Origin of the sequence: Psychrosphaera sp. F3M07 (genome assembly GCF_018860345.1) — a bacterium.
In the GTDB taxonomy this organism is placed as follows: domain Bacteria; phylum Pseudomonadota; class Gammaproteobacteria; order Enterobacterales; family Alteromonadaceae; genus Psychrosphaera; species Psychrosphaera aquimarina.
On the sequence record NZ_JAHKPJ010000012.1, the window covers coordinates 39,251 to 54,103 of the forward strand.

Genomic DNA, 14,853 nt, shown 5'->3' on the forward strand with positions numbered 1-14,853 from the left:
TACAGGTCTATTAGCACTTTGCAAAATCAACAAATCCTCGAATTCGTATTAGATAAAATTGACGATCTTAAAGCCCGTGACATCATTACTATAGATGTAAGTAAAACCTCAACTATCACTGATTTTATGGTGATATGCTCAGGTAATTCCAAAAAACACGTTCAATCCATCGCTGACCACGTAGCACTTGAAGCTAAAGCGGTTGACGAAACACCATTAGGTGTAGAAGGGAAAGATGAAGGTGAATGGGTATTAGTTGATATGGGACCTGTAGTATTGCATGTAATGCAAGAAGGTACACGAGACTTTTATCAGCTTGAAAAACTATGGCAACCGTCAAATAGAACGTCTTCTGACGAATAATCAATTTAGGTATTGTACTGAATGAAAATTCAACTTGTGGCTGTTGGAACCAAAATGCCCGCTTGGGTTGCGACGGGGTTCGCCGAATATCAAAGACGCTTTCCTAAAGATTGCGCATTTGAATTAATCGAAATTCCCGCTGGCAAACGTGGCAAAAATGCTGACATAACAAGAATACTTCAAATTGAGGGCGAGAAAATGCTCGCCCAAGTTCCGCCATCGAATAGAGTCGTAACATTAGAAGTGACCGGTAAACCTTGGGATACCCATCAGTTATCCAAACAATTAAGTAGCTGGCAAATGGACGGCAGAGATGTCAGTTTATTAGTCGGTGGGCCTGAAGGCCTTTCCCCTGAATGCATTCAACGTTCTGAACAAAAATGGTCATTATCGCCACTGACTCTGCCTCATCCTATGGTACGAGTCATTGTAGCTGAAGGGTTATATCGGGCTTGGAGCTTGAACAATAACCATCCTTATCATAGAGAATAAGGGTCATTAGCAATGCGTAGAAACTCTTACCATATTCAAGATCACTCCGCGGAGTCTAATTTATTTGCTCGTCGAGCAATTATCTCTTTAATAGGGGTAGGCAGTTTATTATTGTTGATCATCGCCAATTTATTTTATTTACAAATCAGTTCTTATAAAACCTATCAAACACGTTCTAATGATAACCGTATAAAAGTCCAACCTATTCCGCCTAACCGCGGTGTAATCAAAGATATAAATGGCAAGTTATTAGCCGGAAATGAACCGACCTTTAGTTTGGATTTAGTCCCAGAACAAATCACAGATATGGATGAAACGCTGACAGAAATTGGCAAAATAATAGAGATCAGTGATGAGCAAATAAAAGTATTTAAACGGGCCATCAAATATCGTCGTCGTTTTAAAGGTATGCCGTTAAAATCTAAATTATCCGATAAAGAAGTGGCGATGTTTTCTGTGCATCAGCACCGATTCCCAGGTGTATCAATCGAAGCGCGTTTAGCAAGACATTATCCTTTTGGTGAGTACTTTACTCATGGCGTAGGTTACGTAGGAAAAATTAATAAGAAAGATTTACAAAGACTGGAAGACACCGACCAAATTAAAAATTATGCCGCGACTCGTAGCATTGGAAAACTCGGCATTGAACGTTATTACGAAAATCAATTGCATGGCATCACAGGTAGCCAAGAGGTTGAAGTTAACCACCGCAGTCGAATTTTAAGACAATTAAGTGTTACACCGCCAGTTTCAGGCACTGATCTGCATTTATCTATAGATGTTGAGTTGCAAATTAAAGCCAAAGAAATCTTAGGGGAAAATAAAGGCGCTATCATAGCCATGGACCCAAGAGATGGTGCCTTGTTAACTTTCTATAGTAACCCAACTTACGACCCTAACTTATTTGTAAATGGTATCAGCCAAGTTGAATATTCAAAGATCATAGGTTCAAAAGATAAACCTATGTTAAACCGAGTAACTCAAGGGCAATATCCACCTGCGTCAACCATAAAACCTCAACTTGCTCTGTTAGCTTTAGATAAAGGCTTAATTACAAAACATACCACTATTAGAGATCCAGGTTATTGGCATATTCCAAATGTGGAAGGTCAACGTCGTTTTAGAGACTGGAAGCCTGGCGGTCATGGTCATGTTGATGTGTTACTATCGATTAAACAATCTTGTGACATTTTTTATTATGATCTTGCTTACCGTTTAGGCATAGACAACATCAGTGAATTTGGTTCTAAGTTTGGATTTGGTGATTACACTGGCGTGGACATATTTGAAGAGTCCAAAGCAATCATGCCGTCTCGAGAGTGGAAAAAGTCACGCTTTAAACAGCCTTGGTATAAAGGCGACACTATCTCTATAGGTATTGGTCAAGGGTATTGGACAGCAACGCCAGTGCAATTAGCCATGTCTACTGCTGCGCTAGTTAATCGTGGAAAAGTGGTGGAGCCGAGATTAGTCACTGGAATGACCAAAAATGGTGTATACCAAGAAACTCCTACGAGACACAGAGCACCAATCGATATCAAAGATAAAAAGCACTGGGATACCGTATTAGATGCGATGTATGAAACAGTTAATGCATCTGATGGTACCGCCAGAACTGCCTTTGTAGATGCCGTTTATAGTTCAGCCGGTAAGACAGGTACGGCTCAGTTGTTTAGCTTGGCAGAAGATGAAGAATATGAAGTAGAAAACGTGGCTGAACGATATCGAGATAATGCCATGTATGTCGGTTTTGCCCCTTTTGAAGCCCCAAGCATTGTTATTGTTGTTGCCGTGGAAAATGCCGGCGGAGGTAGTGCTAATGCGGCACCTATCGCTCGTAAGATGTTAGACCTTTATTTTGGCTTAGGGTTATCTGGTAAACGTAACTTAACAACAACCGCCCCAACTGTGGATGTAAACGATGGTTAAAACTGAAAATGAGAGACGCCGAAGTTCCATTTGGTTCCGCTTCCATATAGATGTACCTTTAATGTTAGGTATTCTAACCTTAATGTTACTGAGTGTTTTGGTGGTATACAGTGCTGGCGGTCAAGATATCGACATGGCGATTCGTCAAATGTTTCGTCTTGGTATCGGTCTATGTGTATTAATGGTCGTTGCGCAAATCTCCCCATTTTTTTATCAAAAATGGGCTCCACATATTTTTGTTATTGGCGTGGGTTTACTGATTGCCGTTTTGTTATTTGGCGATATGGGTAAAGGCGCTCAACGTTGGTTAAACTTAGGTGTCACTAAATTCCAGCCATCAGAGGTAATGAAACTATCGCTGCCAATGATGATGGCTTGGTTTTTAAGTAAATACACATTACCGCCGTCTAATAAACATACATTTATAAGCTTTTGTATCATCGCCCTTCCTACTTTATTGATTGCCAAGCAACCTGATTTAGGGACATCTTTGTTGGTCGCGAGCAGCGGATTTTTTGTATTATTTTTAGCGGGATTACGATTTAGAATACTGTTTGGTTTAATTGCTTTGTTTGCCGCATTTTTACCTATCTTATGGTTTTACTTAATGCACTCTTATCAAAAACAACGAGTCTTAACCTTTTTAAATCCAGAGAGTGATCCCTTAGGTTCTGGTTACCATATTATCCAATCAAAAATCGCAATTGGCTCAGGTGGACTTGAGGGGAAAGGTTGGTTACAAGGGACTCAATCACAATTGGAGTTTTTACCTGAACGTCATACCGATTTTATATTTTCGGTATTTAGTGAAGAGTTTGGATTTGTTGGGGTGTTATTATTATTGGCGGTTTATGCCTTTGTTATCATTCGCGGCACTATTATCGCTATTCGCGCACAAGAAGGGTTTACCAAACTGCTCGCAGGTAGTTTGATTTTAACCTTTTTTGTATATTTATTTGTAAACATTGGTATGGTTTCGGGCTTAATGCCTGTGGTTGGAGTCCCTTTACCTCTTGTTAGTTATGGTGGCACATCTATCGTTACTTTGATGGCCAGTTTTGGCATATTAATGGCCATAGCTACCAACAAACGTTTATTAGCAACTTAAGTTATTGTTTATGTTAAAACTGATTATTTCATTACTGTTTATTATCTACCTAACCGCCTGTACAACAAGTCGTTATCAACATAAACATGACAGCGCACCAACAAGACCGCCAACGTTATTAGAGCTGAAAGACGCCGTTGTGACGTCTGAAGGGATTGGGCGGGGCAACAACCCTTATAGTATCAAAGGTATTAAATATGTGCCTCATACCCAACGACAACCATATACCGCTAAAGGCACAGCTTCTTGGTATGGTAAAAAGTTTCACGGTCACCTAACCTCAAACGGTGAGATTTATAATATGTATCAAATGAGCGCGGCGCATAAAACCTTACCTCTGCCGAGTTTTGTCAAAGTAACAAATCTCGCTAATAACAAGTCCACTATCGTCAGAGTTAATGACCGAGGCCCTTTTTATCAAGATAGAATAATCGACTTATCTTATGCCGCGGCTTATAAAATTGGCGTGTATGACACTGGTACGGCACAAGTCCATTTAGAAGTTGTTTTTCCTGAAACTGATATTCAGCAAGAAAACGTGCTGCAACAGTTTCATGTCAAGTTAAGTGGGATAGAGAGCCTTGAACACGCCGAAGAAATCGGTAAAGGTTTATCTATTATGTTGAACCAAAAATTCTCATCTAGCCAATCTAATAATGAAGTCGCCCTCTTATTTGGCCCTTTTGCAAATAAAAGTGAGGCCGAATCATTTAGCAAGCAACTGTCGGATCATGAGTACAATAAAACGATCGTTGAGAGCAGTTTACCTTAGTTAAATTGACGTTATTCGTTATCATTTTTATTACTGTGATTTCTGCTGTTTTTTTTTGTTTATCAAAACTGACATTTTTAATTGTCTTAATCTACTAAATCCACTACGAAAGCTACCTTTACCCTAGACACGCGTTAGTCTCATGTGGATAATACCGCTTCTTATTCTCGTTAATCATATTCAACCTATATCGGAAAAAAATGAAAAAATTATTATCTAAGTTAGTTTGTATTTCTTTGTGTACCCTTTCATTTGTTTCAAATGCCAAACTATTGGTACCAAATCCCCCAATGATCAACGCTAAAGCTTTTATTTTAGTCGATTTCCAAACCGGAAAAGTACTAGCTGAAAAAAATGCTGATGAAAGTTTAAACCCAGCCAGTCTGACCAAAATGATGACCAGTTATGTCATTGGTAAAGAGATTCAAAATGGCACTATTTCGATTAACGATATGGTGACAATCAGTAAAAATGCCTGGGCTAAAAATTTCCCGGGTTCATCAAAAATGTTCATTGAAGTTGGCAAACAAGTATCAGTTGCAGACTTAAACCGCGGTATCGTTATTCAAAGTGGTAATGATGCGTGTGTTGCAATGGCTGAACATATCGCAGGCAGTGAAGAACAATTTGCACAGATAATGAATTTTCACGCTGACGAAATCGGTCTTAAATCTTCTCATTTTGTAAATAGCCATGGTTTAACGGCTGAAGGTCATATGACAACAGCAAGAGATATGGCGACGTTAGGTGCTGCACTTATCCGTGATGTGCCAGAAGAATACGCCCTATATAAAGAAAAAGACTTTACCTTTAACAACATATCTCAATTAAACAGAAACAGTTTGTTATGGGATAAAACATTAGCAGTGGATGGCATTAAAACAGGCCACACTGAAGCTGCAGGTTATTCTTTAGTTTCATCTGCAACCAAAGGCAGTATGCGTTTAGTTGCTGTTGTTATGGGTACGTCTAGTGAACGAGCGCGTAGCAAAGAAAGTAAAAAGTTACTTAATTACGGTTTCCGTTTCTTTGAAACACTAGTAGCTTACGAAGCAGGTACTGAGTTTGCTAAACAACGTATTTACATGGGTGACAAAGAAGAAGTTCGTTTAGGCATAAACCAAAGTACTGCAATTACGGTTCCTCGTGGATTCAGAGAAAAGCTAACAGCGCACTTTACGCTTGATAAAGAGCTAGAAGCGCCTATTCGCAAAGGTGAAGTGGTTGGAACTTTGGTATTAAAAATCGAAGACGAAGTGATCACTGAATACCCGTTGGTTGCGCTTGATGAAGTAAATGAAGGTAGTTTATTCCAAAAACTTAAAGATTACGTTCGTTTAAAACTCGACCTGTAATACGTGTAATAACCCTTTTTAATTGAGCCGACCTTTTAGGTCGGCTTGGTATTATCCATCGATATATTTTTGCTTTTATAGGCCACACCTTATGACAGTTAAAGACACCCATTTTGATCAACTGTTGGACTTTCCTTGCCAACAGACATTTAAAGTAATGGGGTTAGCCCAAGACGATTTGCCAATTAAAATCATCGAAGTTTTGCAAACCATTGCGCCAAATGATTACACACCAAAGATTAAAGCTAGCTCCAAAGGTACTTACCATGCGGTATCTATTGCTGTAACAGTAACCAGCAAAGAGCAAATGGAACAAATTTACAATGAATTGGGCGCTATCGATATTGTCCGATACGTTTTATAGTTCAAATAATGACTGAGCTTAATGATCAACTAATAATCAGGCAAGTTGATACTGGTGATTACCAGACTATCTGGCACGCCATGCAGAACTTCACAGATAATCGAGATGATTCTGTTGTTGACGAATTATGGGTAGTGGAACACGACCCAGTATTTACTCAAGGCCAAGCTGGTAAAGAAGAACATTTATTAAACACTGGTGACATTCCAGTTGTTAAAGTTGACCGTGGTGGGCAAGTGACCTATCACGGACCAGGTCAATTAGTAATATATTTACTCCTAAATTTACGACGACGTAAAATGGGTGTTCGTGATTTAGTAACACAAATAGAAGTCGCTATTGTTGAGTTGTTAAAACAATATTCCATCAATGCTTATGCTAAAAAAGATGCACCTGGTGTTTATGTTGATGAAATGAAAATTGCGTCTTTAGGATTACGAGTTCGTAAAGGTTGTAGTTTTCACGGTTTAGCATTAAATATTGATATGGATTTGGCGCCATTTTTAAGAATTAACCCTTGTGGTTATGCCGGTCTAGAGATGTTACAAACAAGTAAAATCAACGGTCCCAAAACAGTGGCCGAAGCAGCAAATGGATTAACAAAAATACTAGCGGCGTCTTTAAACGCTACAGAGATCACAACCCTTGTAGGGTTAGAAAATAATTAATTTCACGATTAGGTGTTTTAGGTAAAAATAATGACTACTGTAAAATCTTCAAAATTAGAAGCTGGTGTTAAATTAAGAGATGCTGACAAAATGGCATTAATCCCAGTAAAGATAATGCCTTCTGAACGTGAAACCATGTTACGTAAACCTGATTGGTTAAAGATTCGTTTACCTAAATCAAGTGAAAAAATCGATAACCTAAAAAAAGCGATGCGTAGCCAAGGGTTAAGCTCTGTCTGTGAAGAAGCTTCATGCCCTAACCTACCTGAATGTTTTAATCACGGTACGGCTACGTTCATGATCTTAGGTGACATCTGTACTCGTCGTTGTCCGTTCTGTGATGTTGGTCACGGTAGACCACTTCCGGCTAATGCTGAAGAGCCTGAAAAGTTAGGCTTAACCATTAAAGAAATGGGTTTAAAGTATGTGGTAATCACATCAGTAGACAGAGATGATTTGCGTGATGGCGGTGCACAACACTTTGCTGATTGTGTTAAAGCGATCCGAGCGCACAACCCAGGAATTAAAGTAGAGATTTTAGTGCCTGACTTTCGTGGTCGTATGGATACGGCTCTTGAAATACTATCGACTGCTCCACCTGATGTATTTAATCATAATATGGAAACAGCGCCTCGTTTGTATCGTCTTGCTAGACCTGGCGCTAATTACAAATGGTCATTAGAATTGTTAAAACGCTTTAAACAAATGCACCCAGAAGTTGATACTAAATCGGGCTTAATGGTTGGTTTAGGCGAAACCAATGATGAGATCCTTGCTGTACTTAAAGACTTACGTGAACATGACGTAGATATGTTAACCATAGGTCAATACTTACAACCGAGTAAACATCATTTACCAGTTGAACGTTATGTGCCGCCAGCTGAATTTGACATGTTCAAAACCGAAGCGGATGCACTAGGTTTTAAACACGCTGCCAGTGGTCCTTTTGTTCGCTCTAGTTACCATGCAGACAAACAAGCTGCAGGTGAAGAAGTAAAATAAACTTGGTTACTTAATCAAGTTTGATAACGTTAATATTGATGGCAAAACAACATCGATATTAACGTTACTCCTTCCTTTCTTATCCAGATAACCCTTTTAACCTATCCAATTTTGATAGACTAAATCAGAAAACTCCCATAGTAATTTTTTATCACTCACCTTTCGCGCTTTTAACCATTATCTAACCACATTAATTCAACGATAAATTTGTACATATTCAAAATATCCTCTTTAATTGGTAAAGCTTATTCGAGCGTATTAGTAATATGCTGCGGGAGTCTTGATTAAGTTACTTTTATGTTCTTATTTACAAGGAGTAGTTTGATATGAAAATTATATTTATACTTTTATTACTGTCTTTACTATCCGGTTGTATTACTTTTCCCCAAAAAAAAGACCACCTAATCTATAGAGATAAACCTCATGAGCCTAAACAATTACCTGTAATTGATATCCCAACTGGCCGCATTGACAAAAACTTAACCCATGTGGAACATTTTGCTTTATTAAGTGCAAATGTATACGAGACATACGAAACCAGTAATTCATGTGTTGACGACGGAAAACGGTTTAACTTGCAGCAATGGTCAATGATAATGCCAAACGACTTACCTAATTTCCCTGTCACTCCAGAGTGGAATATCAAAGTTGGTGTGGTTGGTTATGAAGTGTGGGTCAACGATAATGACAAAATCATTTCAATTGTTTTTAGAGGTACAGACTTTAATGAATATGAAGACTGGGCAGCTAATTTACGATGGATAACAAGACCTATCCCTTTGCTGTGGGATCAATATGAACAGGTTGAAGACTTAATCTCACCTTTGTTAGATTACATTCAGAATAGATGGGGTAATGAGTATAAAGTGATCGCAACGGGTCACTCCCTAGGCGGGGGATTAGCACAACAAGCTGCGTACGCCGATAAAAGAGTAGACCAAGTCATTGCCTTTGACCCATCGATAGTCACTGGTTTTTATTCGATACCGGCACCAATCAGGAATGAAAGCAAACAAGGTTTAACCATATATAGAGTATACGAACATGGTGAAATACTCGCTTATTTACGTTTGTTAATGAAAGGTGTTTTCCCTGTAGCCGTAGATAACCCTGATATTATCGAAGTTAGGTATGATTTAGAGCAATCAAATAACCCTATCAGCCAGCACAATATGAAAGTAATGGCATGTAAACTTTACGATATATCCATCAATAGTAGCAATTACCAAGTTCCTTAACGCTTAAAAAAGCCTTTGTCACTTTGCCATCGGCAAAGGCTTTCTCTCTTATCGATTCCACATGCGGTCCCCTCATCCTAATCAGTCCTTCCTAACCAAGATTACTAACAATAAAAAACAGCATAAATACGGCTAAGTCCCAATATAATGGTTGAGTAATAACCGGCTTTCGCTTAGAATACGCCGCCCTCGATAAGCGAGGTATGCGTTTTTTCTTGGTCGCGAGAAGAAACATAAAATTAAATAAAGAATTATTAATTCTGGAGAATTCCAAATGTCTGAAGCTATTTACACTTTAGAAGCTACAGTTCGTTCTGACAAAGGTACGGGTGCGAGCCGCCGCCTTCGTCATGCTAACCAAGTTCCTGCAATCGTATACGGTCTTGAAAAAGAAACTCAAAACATTGCTCTTGCTCACAATAAAGTTTGGCAAGCACAAGATAATGAAGGTTTTTACTCTCATATCTTAACATTAGTTATTGATGGCAAGAAAGAAGACGTTATCTTAAAAGATGTTCAACGTCATCCGTTCAAACCAACTATCTTACACCTTGATTTCCAACGTGTTGATGCAAAACAAGAATTGCACACTAATGTACCTGTTCACTTCATTGGTGAAGAAACTGCCCTTAAAACTGGTGGTACGGTTGCACACACAATCAATGAGTTAGAAGTAACTTGTCTTCCTAAAGACTTACCAGAGTTTATCGAATTAGACATTTCTGGTTTAGAACTTGGTCAAACGTTACACATCAGCGATATAACACTTCCTAAAGGTGTTACATCTGTAGAACTAGCTAAAGGTGAATCTCACGATTTAGCAGTTGTTACATTGCACGCTCCTAAAGGCGCTGCAGCTGAAGAAGAAGCTTCTGACGAAGCTGACGCTGAATAATTAGTTGATTAACTTACGTCTTATTCGTGAGTAATGACATTCAACTAATCGTGGGCCTGGCAAATCCAGGCCCCGAATATAAAAACACCCGCCATAATGCTGGTGCATGGTTCATTGAAGAACTTTGCCGAAGTAATAATATCACCCTGAAAAACGACCCCAAATATTTTGGTTATTCCGCCAAAACATTTATTGCAGAACAAGAAGTAAAATTACTGATCCCAACCACCTTTATGAATTTAAGTGGTAAATCTGTTTCTGCACTCGCTAATTTTTACAAAATAAAACCAGAACAAATTTTGGTTGTACATGATGAATTAGATTTATCTCCAGGTGTTGCCCGTATAAAAAAAGGCGGCGGTCATGGCGGTCATAATGGGCTTAAAGATATTATTGCTAAGTTAGCAAACAACAAAGATTTTTATCGGCTTAGGATTGGCATTGGTCACCCTGGGCACAGAGAACAAGTTACTGGTTGGGTTTTAGGCAAAGCGCCACAAACAGACCAAGAAAAAATGGATGCCGCTATTGATGAGGCAGTCAGAAGTATTGAAATATGGTTTAAACAAGATTTGAAAAAGGCTCAAAGCCGACTTCATACGTTTAGTGCCGAATAACCAATTTAAACATAATTTTAAGTATTAGATTAAGGAACCATCATGGGTTTTAAATGTGGGATCGTAGGATTACCAAATGTTGGAAAATCAACATTATTTAACGCGTTAACAAAAGCTGGTATTGAAGCGGCCAACTTCCCATTCTGTACAATCGAACCTAATACAGGTGTGGTTCCAGTTCCTGATTTACGTTTAGATAAACTAGCTCAAATAGTGAATCCACAACGAGTATTACCTACAACGATGGAGTTTGTTGATATCGCAGGCTTAGTTAAAGGTGCATCTAAAGGTGAAGGTTTAGGTAATCAATTTTTAGCTAATATTCGTGAAACCGATGCTATTGGTCATGTTGTGCGTTGTTTTGACGACGAAAACATTGTTCACGTTGCTGGTAAAGTCGACCCGCAAGAAGACATTGACGTAATCAATACTGAACTTGCATTAGCCGACATGGACTCTATCGACAATGCTATTTTCCGTAATACTAAAAAAGCGAAAGGCGGAGACTCAGACGCTAAGTTTGAGATTAAAGTATTAGAAAAGCTAAAACCGATTGTTGATGAAGGCGGCATGGCTCGCTCTGTAGATTTAACAAAAGAAGAAAAAGCGGCAATCAGTTATCTTAACTTATTAACCATGAAACCAACGATGTATGTTGCTAACGTGGCGGAAGATGGTTTTGAAAACAATCCTTTCTTAGACAAAGTACGTGAAATTGCATCTACCGAAAACGCAGTTGTTGTTGCTGTATGTGCTGCTATTGAATCTGAATTATCAGAATTAGAACCTGAAGATTTAGCTGAATTTATGGAAGACTTAGGCTGGGAAGAACCAGGTCTGAACCGAGTTATTCGTTCTGGTTATGAATTACTAAAATTAAACACTTACTTTACTGCTGGTGTTAAAGAAGTAAGAGCTTGGACATATACAGAAGGTTCTACTGCGCCTCAAGCGGCTGGTAAAATCCATACCGATTTTGAAAAAGGTTTCATCAGAGCCGAAATTGTAGGTTATCAAGACTTTGTTGATAACAATGGTGAGTCTGGTGCTAAAGAAGCCGGTAAATGGCGCTTAGAAGGTAAAGACTACATAGTAAAAGACGGTGATGTGATCCACTTCAGATTTAACGTCTAACCCCCTAATTGTTAGATTAAAAGAACAGGCACTTAACTTGCCTGTTTTTTTTTGCTTAAATTAACTACAGAGAGTTTGAAACGGGTTCAATGCCAACACTAGCACTAGTCTCTACAGTGTTAAAGGTAGATAAATAGAAGCGTTAACACCTAAAGCATCTTCACGATTTTTAAGTTGTAAATCACCATCATGATTCATAATTATTTGTCTGCTCAAGACTAAACCGATCCCGCTACCGTTACTTTTGGTGCTGTAAAAAGGCACGAATAAATTATCAAGGTTGGCGATACCACTACCATTATCAATCAGTTCAATAATGATCTTATCGTTTAGAATTTGCCAGCTAATCGACAAATCTATCGTGCTATCTAATTCAAGGTTTAACTCACTTGCTTCTTTGGCATTTGTGATTAAATTTACTAACGCTTGCTGCATTTGTTGTGAGTCTATGAACACATCAAGTTGAGCGTCACCTTGGATATCCCAACTGACATCTGGGTATAAAGCGATAATTGAATAGATAAATTTATTAATATTAATCAGAGATTTAACCGGTGAAGGTAAAGTAGATAATTGGTGGTAGCTATTAATGAACATGTTTAACGATTGTGCTCGTTCAGAAATGACCAACAGCCCCTCTTTTAAATCAGATTGATTATCTAACAGGGTTAAATCCTGCTCACAAATCTGTTGTAATGATTCGCTAATAGAAGCTATTGGCGTTAATGAGTTATTAATCTCGTGACTTAATACTCTAACTAATCGTTGCCAAGCTTGGCGTTCTTCATCTCGCAATAAGCGTTGAATATCGGTTATAAAAATAAGTTTATGCCTTTGACCACCTAATAAGTACTCATCGGTATGTAAATACACCTTTTTACGGTATTTTTTTAGTTCAAACTCCACCACTTTATTAACATCTTGCTGACCCACATGCTGTAAACCTAATCGACTAATTGAGGCGGATTTCACCTCGTCAAAACGACAAGAAAATAGCTTTTCTGCACTTGGGTTAACCAAGACTATTTTGTCTTGATTGTCCGTGGCGATAATGGCCACATCAATTTGCTCTATCACTTTTGCAAACAATAATTGTTGCTCTTTAACCGCTTGTTTCTGATTATTTAACGCTTGAGTTATGCCATTAAGTACTTGGTTAAATTCAGCCAATGCGCCATCTGTAATTTTCGAGCTGGCGCGCATTGAGCCATCACCAACAATTATGGCTTCAAGTAAATTGGTAGAAGTACGAAATTGATGGTTTATTTTTAAATACACAACAAAACAAACGTAAGATACAACCACAGTAACTAAAATGATGATTAACAGTTTCAAGTACACTGAGATTGGGCTGATAATCAAAAAGTAAAACAGCAATATGCTTGGGGTAAAACAAGCAATAGCGACTAACTTAACTATTAGCCCTTCGAAGCTTTGTCGCTTTTTTTTGTTCATAACCTACGCTTATGTTTAAAGTTTGTATTTTTCAATCCTGCGATAATATGCACTTCGACTCAAGCCTAAAGACTCTATTGTTTCTTGCACGTTATGATTAAAACGCTCTAACCGTTGTTTTATTAAGTAAGCTTCAATCTCATCAAGACTCGCACTGTTTAGGCTCAACGGCTCTGGTGAATTATCAATCACCTCCACGCCGGAAATACCTAGGTCAGTAACTTCTATTTGATCATTTTGAGATAAGAACATCGCACGCTCAATTATATGACTTAACTCTCGAATATTACCCGGCCAAGTATAATTAACTAGAACGTCCTTCGTTTTATCAGAGAAGGTTTTATTCTCTATTCGGTATTTTTCACAAAAATGCTCACTAAAATATTCGGCTAATGGAATAATATCTTGTTTACGTTCTCGCAAAGATGGGATGTTAATTTCAACGGTATTTAATCGATAGAGTAAGTCTTGGCGAAATTGGTGTTGTTCAACCATTAACGACAAATCCGCATTGGTTGCTGAAACGATACGTATGTTTAATTGTTGTGTTTTTGCACTTCCCACTTTTTCAAACTGTCGTTCTTCTAAAACACGCAGCAACTTAGCTTGTTGCGACAAAGGAATATTTGCAATTTCATCAAGAAAGAGTGTGCCATTATCGGCAAGTTCGAACCGCCCTATTCTGGCTTCCTTCGAGTCCGTAAATGCACCTTTAACATGTCCAAACATTTCGCTTTCAAATAAGGTTTCTGTAATCGCACCCATATTAACTGATAAAAACGGCTGCTCATTACGTGTCGAACAATGATGTAGATAAGAAGCCAACATGCTCTTGCCTGTCCCATTCTCCCCAGTAAAAAGTATATTCATATCACTTTTTGCCAACAGCTCTATTTGTGTCAATAGCGCTTTCATATTGGGAGAGTCAGCAACTATGTGTTGACTGTTTAACTGACCTTCACTTTTTAGCAATGCATTTTCTTGGGCTAAACGACTGCCTTTTTGAGCCAATTCCCCAATGGTTATTTGAGCTTGGATTTTTCCGATTAATTCGATATTTTTCCACGGTTTTTGAACAAAATCCACCGCACCTAATTTCATGGCTTCAACCGCGATATCTATGCTACTGAAACCCGTCATCACTATCACAGGTAAATGTTCATCTCGCTTTTTTATCGCTGTTAACAACTCAAGCCCCTCATGTCCTGAAGTCGTGTCACGGTGATAATTTAAATCAATGATCACACAGGAAAAGTTTTTACGTTCTATTAACTGCAATACGTCAAAAGGTTTATCAACGGCAGTAACGTCAAAATTCTCTGCTTTTAATAATAACTTTAATGCCATTAAAACATTGCTGTCATCATCTGCTATTAGAATGGAAGCAGGTTGTTTATTCATTTGTTCTTCCACTTGTTTGGCAAACAAACCAAAATGTTTGTTTGCCATAAGGGCTAAGGT

15 protein-coding genes are annotated in these 14,853 nt (G+C 38.3%); 13 read left to right on the forward strand and 2 right to left on the reverse strand.

Features of this window, described 5'->3' with window-relative positions; translation table 11 throughout:
• Positions 1–18: 18 nt before the first annotated feature.
• The 13 genes from rsfS to ychF all read left to right on the forward strand — a co-directional run bounded on the left by rsfS (position 19) and on the right by ychF (position 11,937).
• Complete coding sequence (rsfS, locus tag KO505_RS05230) at positions 19–363, forward strand: ribosome silencing factor (RefSeq protein ID WP_216054404.1); 345 nt, start codon at positions 19–21, stop codon at positions 361–363.
• 21 nt (positions 364–384) lie between these two features.
• Entirely contained in the window at positions 385–855 is a 471-nt protein-coding gene (gene rlmH / locus KO505_RS05235) for a 23S rRNA (pseudouridine(1915)-N(3))-methyltransferase RlmH (protein WP_216054405.1), read from the forward strand.
• Between the two features lie 12 nt (positions 856–867).
• Positions 868–2,784 carry a penicillin-binding protein 2 gene (gene mrdA / locus KO505_RS05240; protein WP_216054406.1) on the forward strand — a complete coding sequence of 639 codons (1,917 nt, stop codon included), beginning with the start codon at positions 868–870 and terminating at the stop codon, positions 2,782–2,784.
• The gene (gene rodA, locus KO505_RS05245; protein ID WP_216054407.1) at positions 2,777–3,892 is read left to right on the forward strand and encodes a rod shape-determining protein RodA; all 1,116 of its coding nucleotides are present in this window, start codon (positions 2,777–2,779) and stop codon (positions 3,890–3,892) included. The genes mrdA and rodA overlap by 8 nt, the downstream gene beginning before the upstream one ends.
• A 10-nt stretch (positions 3,893–3,902) precedes the next feature.
• A complete protein-coding gene (locus tag KO505_RS05250; protein ID WP_216054408.1) occupies positions 3,903–4,664 on the forward strand; it encodes a septal ring lytic transglycosylase RlpA family protein in 762 nt (253 codons plus the stop codon).
• Positions 4,665–4,864: 200 nt separating this feature from the next.
• Positions 4,865–6,019: a serine hydrolase gene (locus KO505_RS05255; RefSeq protein WP_216054409.1), complete on the forward strand. Its 1,155-nt coding sequence runs from the start codon at positions 4,865–4,867 to the stop codon at positions 6,017–6,019.
• A 91-nt stretch (positions 6,020–6,110) separates the two neighbouring features.
• On the forward strand, positions 6,111–6,383 hold the full coding sequence (gene ybeD / locus KO505_RS05260; RefSeq protein ID WP_216054410.1) for a DUF493 family protein YbeD: 273 nt from the start codon (positions 6,111–6,113) through the stop codon (positions 6,381–6,383).
• 8 nt (positions 6,384–6,391) lie between these two features.
• Positions 6,392–7,051 (forward strand): lipoyl(octanoyl) transferase LipB, encoded by a 660-nt coding sequence (gene lipB, locus KO505_RS05265; RefSeq protein ID WP_216054411.1) that lies wholly within the window; start codon positions 6,392–6,394, stop codon positions 7,049–7,051.
• Positions 7,052–7,081: 30 nt separating this feature from the next.
• Positions 7,082–8,053, forward strand: coding sequence for a lipoyl synthase (gene lipA / locus KO505_RS05270; protein ID WP_216054412.1), 972 nt, complete (start codon positions 7,082–7,084; stop codon positions 8,051–8,053).
• 326 nt (positions 8,054–8,379) lie between these two features.
• A complete protein-coding gene (locus tag KO505_RS05275; protein WP_216054413.1) occupies positions 8,380–9,291 on the forward strand; it encodes a hypothetical protein in 912 nt (303 codons plus the stop codon).
• Positions 9,292–9,565: 274 nt separating this feature from the next.
• Positions 9,566–10,186 carry a 50S ribosomal protein L25/general stress protein Ctc gene (locus tag KO505_RS05280; protein ID WP_216054414.1) on the forward strand — a complete coding sequence of 207 codons (621 nt, stop codon included), beginning with the start codon at positions 9,566–9,568 and terminating at the stop codon, positions 10,184–10,186.
• Positions 10,187–10,212: 26 nt separating this feature from the next.
• A complete protein-coding gene (gene pth, locus KO505_RS05285) occupies positions 10,213–10,803 on the forward strand; it encodes an aminoacyl-tRNA hydrolase (RefSeq protein ID WP_216054415.1) in 591 nt (196 codons plus the stop codon).
• A gap of 42 nt (positions 10,804–10,845) precedes the next feature.
• On the forward strand, positions 10,846–11,937 hold the full coding sequence (gene ychF / locus KO505_RS05290) for a redox-regulated ATPase YchF (RefSeq protein WP_216054416.1): 1,092 nt from the start codon (positions 10,846–10,848) through the stop codon (positions 11,935–11,937).
• Positions 11,938–12,048: 111 nt separating this feature from the next.
• Here ychF and KO505_RS05295 read toward each other — a convergent pair whose 3' ends face one another.
• Positions 12,049–13,392 carry a PAS domain-containing sensor histidine kinase gene (locus KO505_RS05295; protein WP_216054417.1) on the reverse strand — a complete coding sequence of 448 codons (1,344 nt, stop codon included), beginning with the start codon at positions 13,390–13,392 and terminating at the stop codon, positions 12,049–12,051.
• Between the two features lie 15 nt (positions 13,393–13,407).
• A complete protein-coding gene (locus tag KO505_RS05300; protein WP_341206002.1) occupies positions 13,408–14,841 on the reverse strand; it encodes a sigma-54 dependent transcriptional regulator in 1,434 nt (477 codons plus the stop codon).
• Positions 14,842–14,853: the final 12 nt, after the last annotated feature.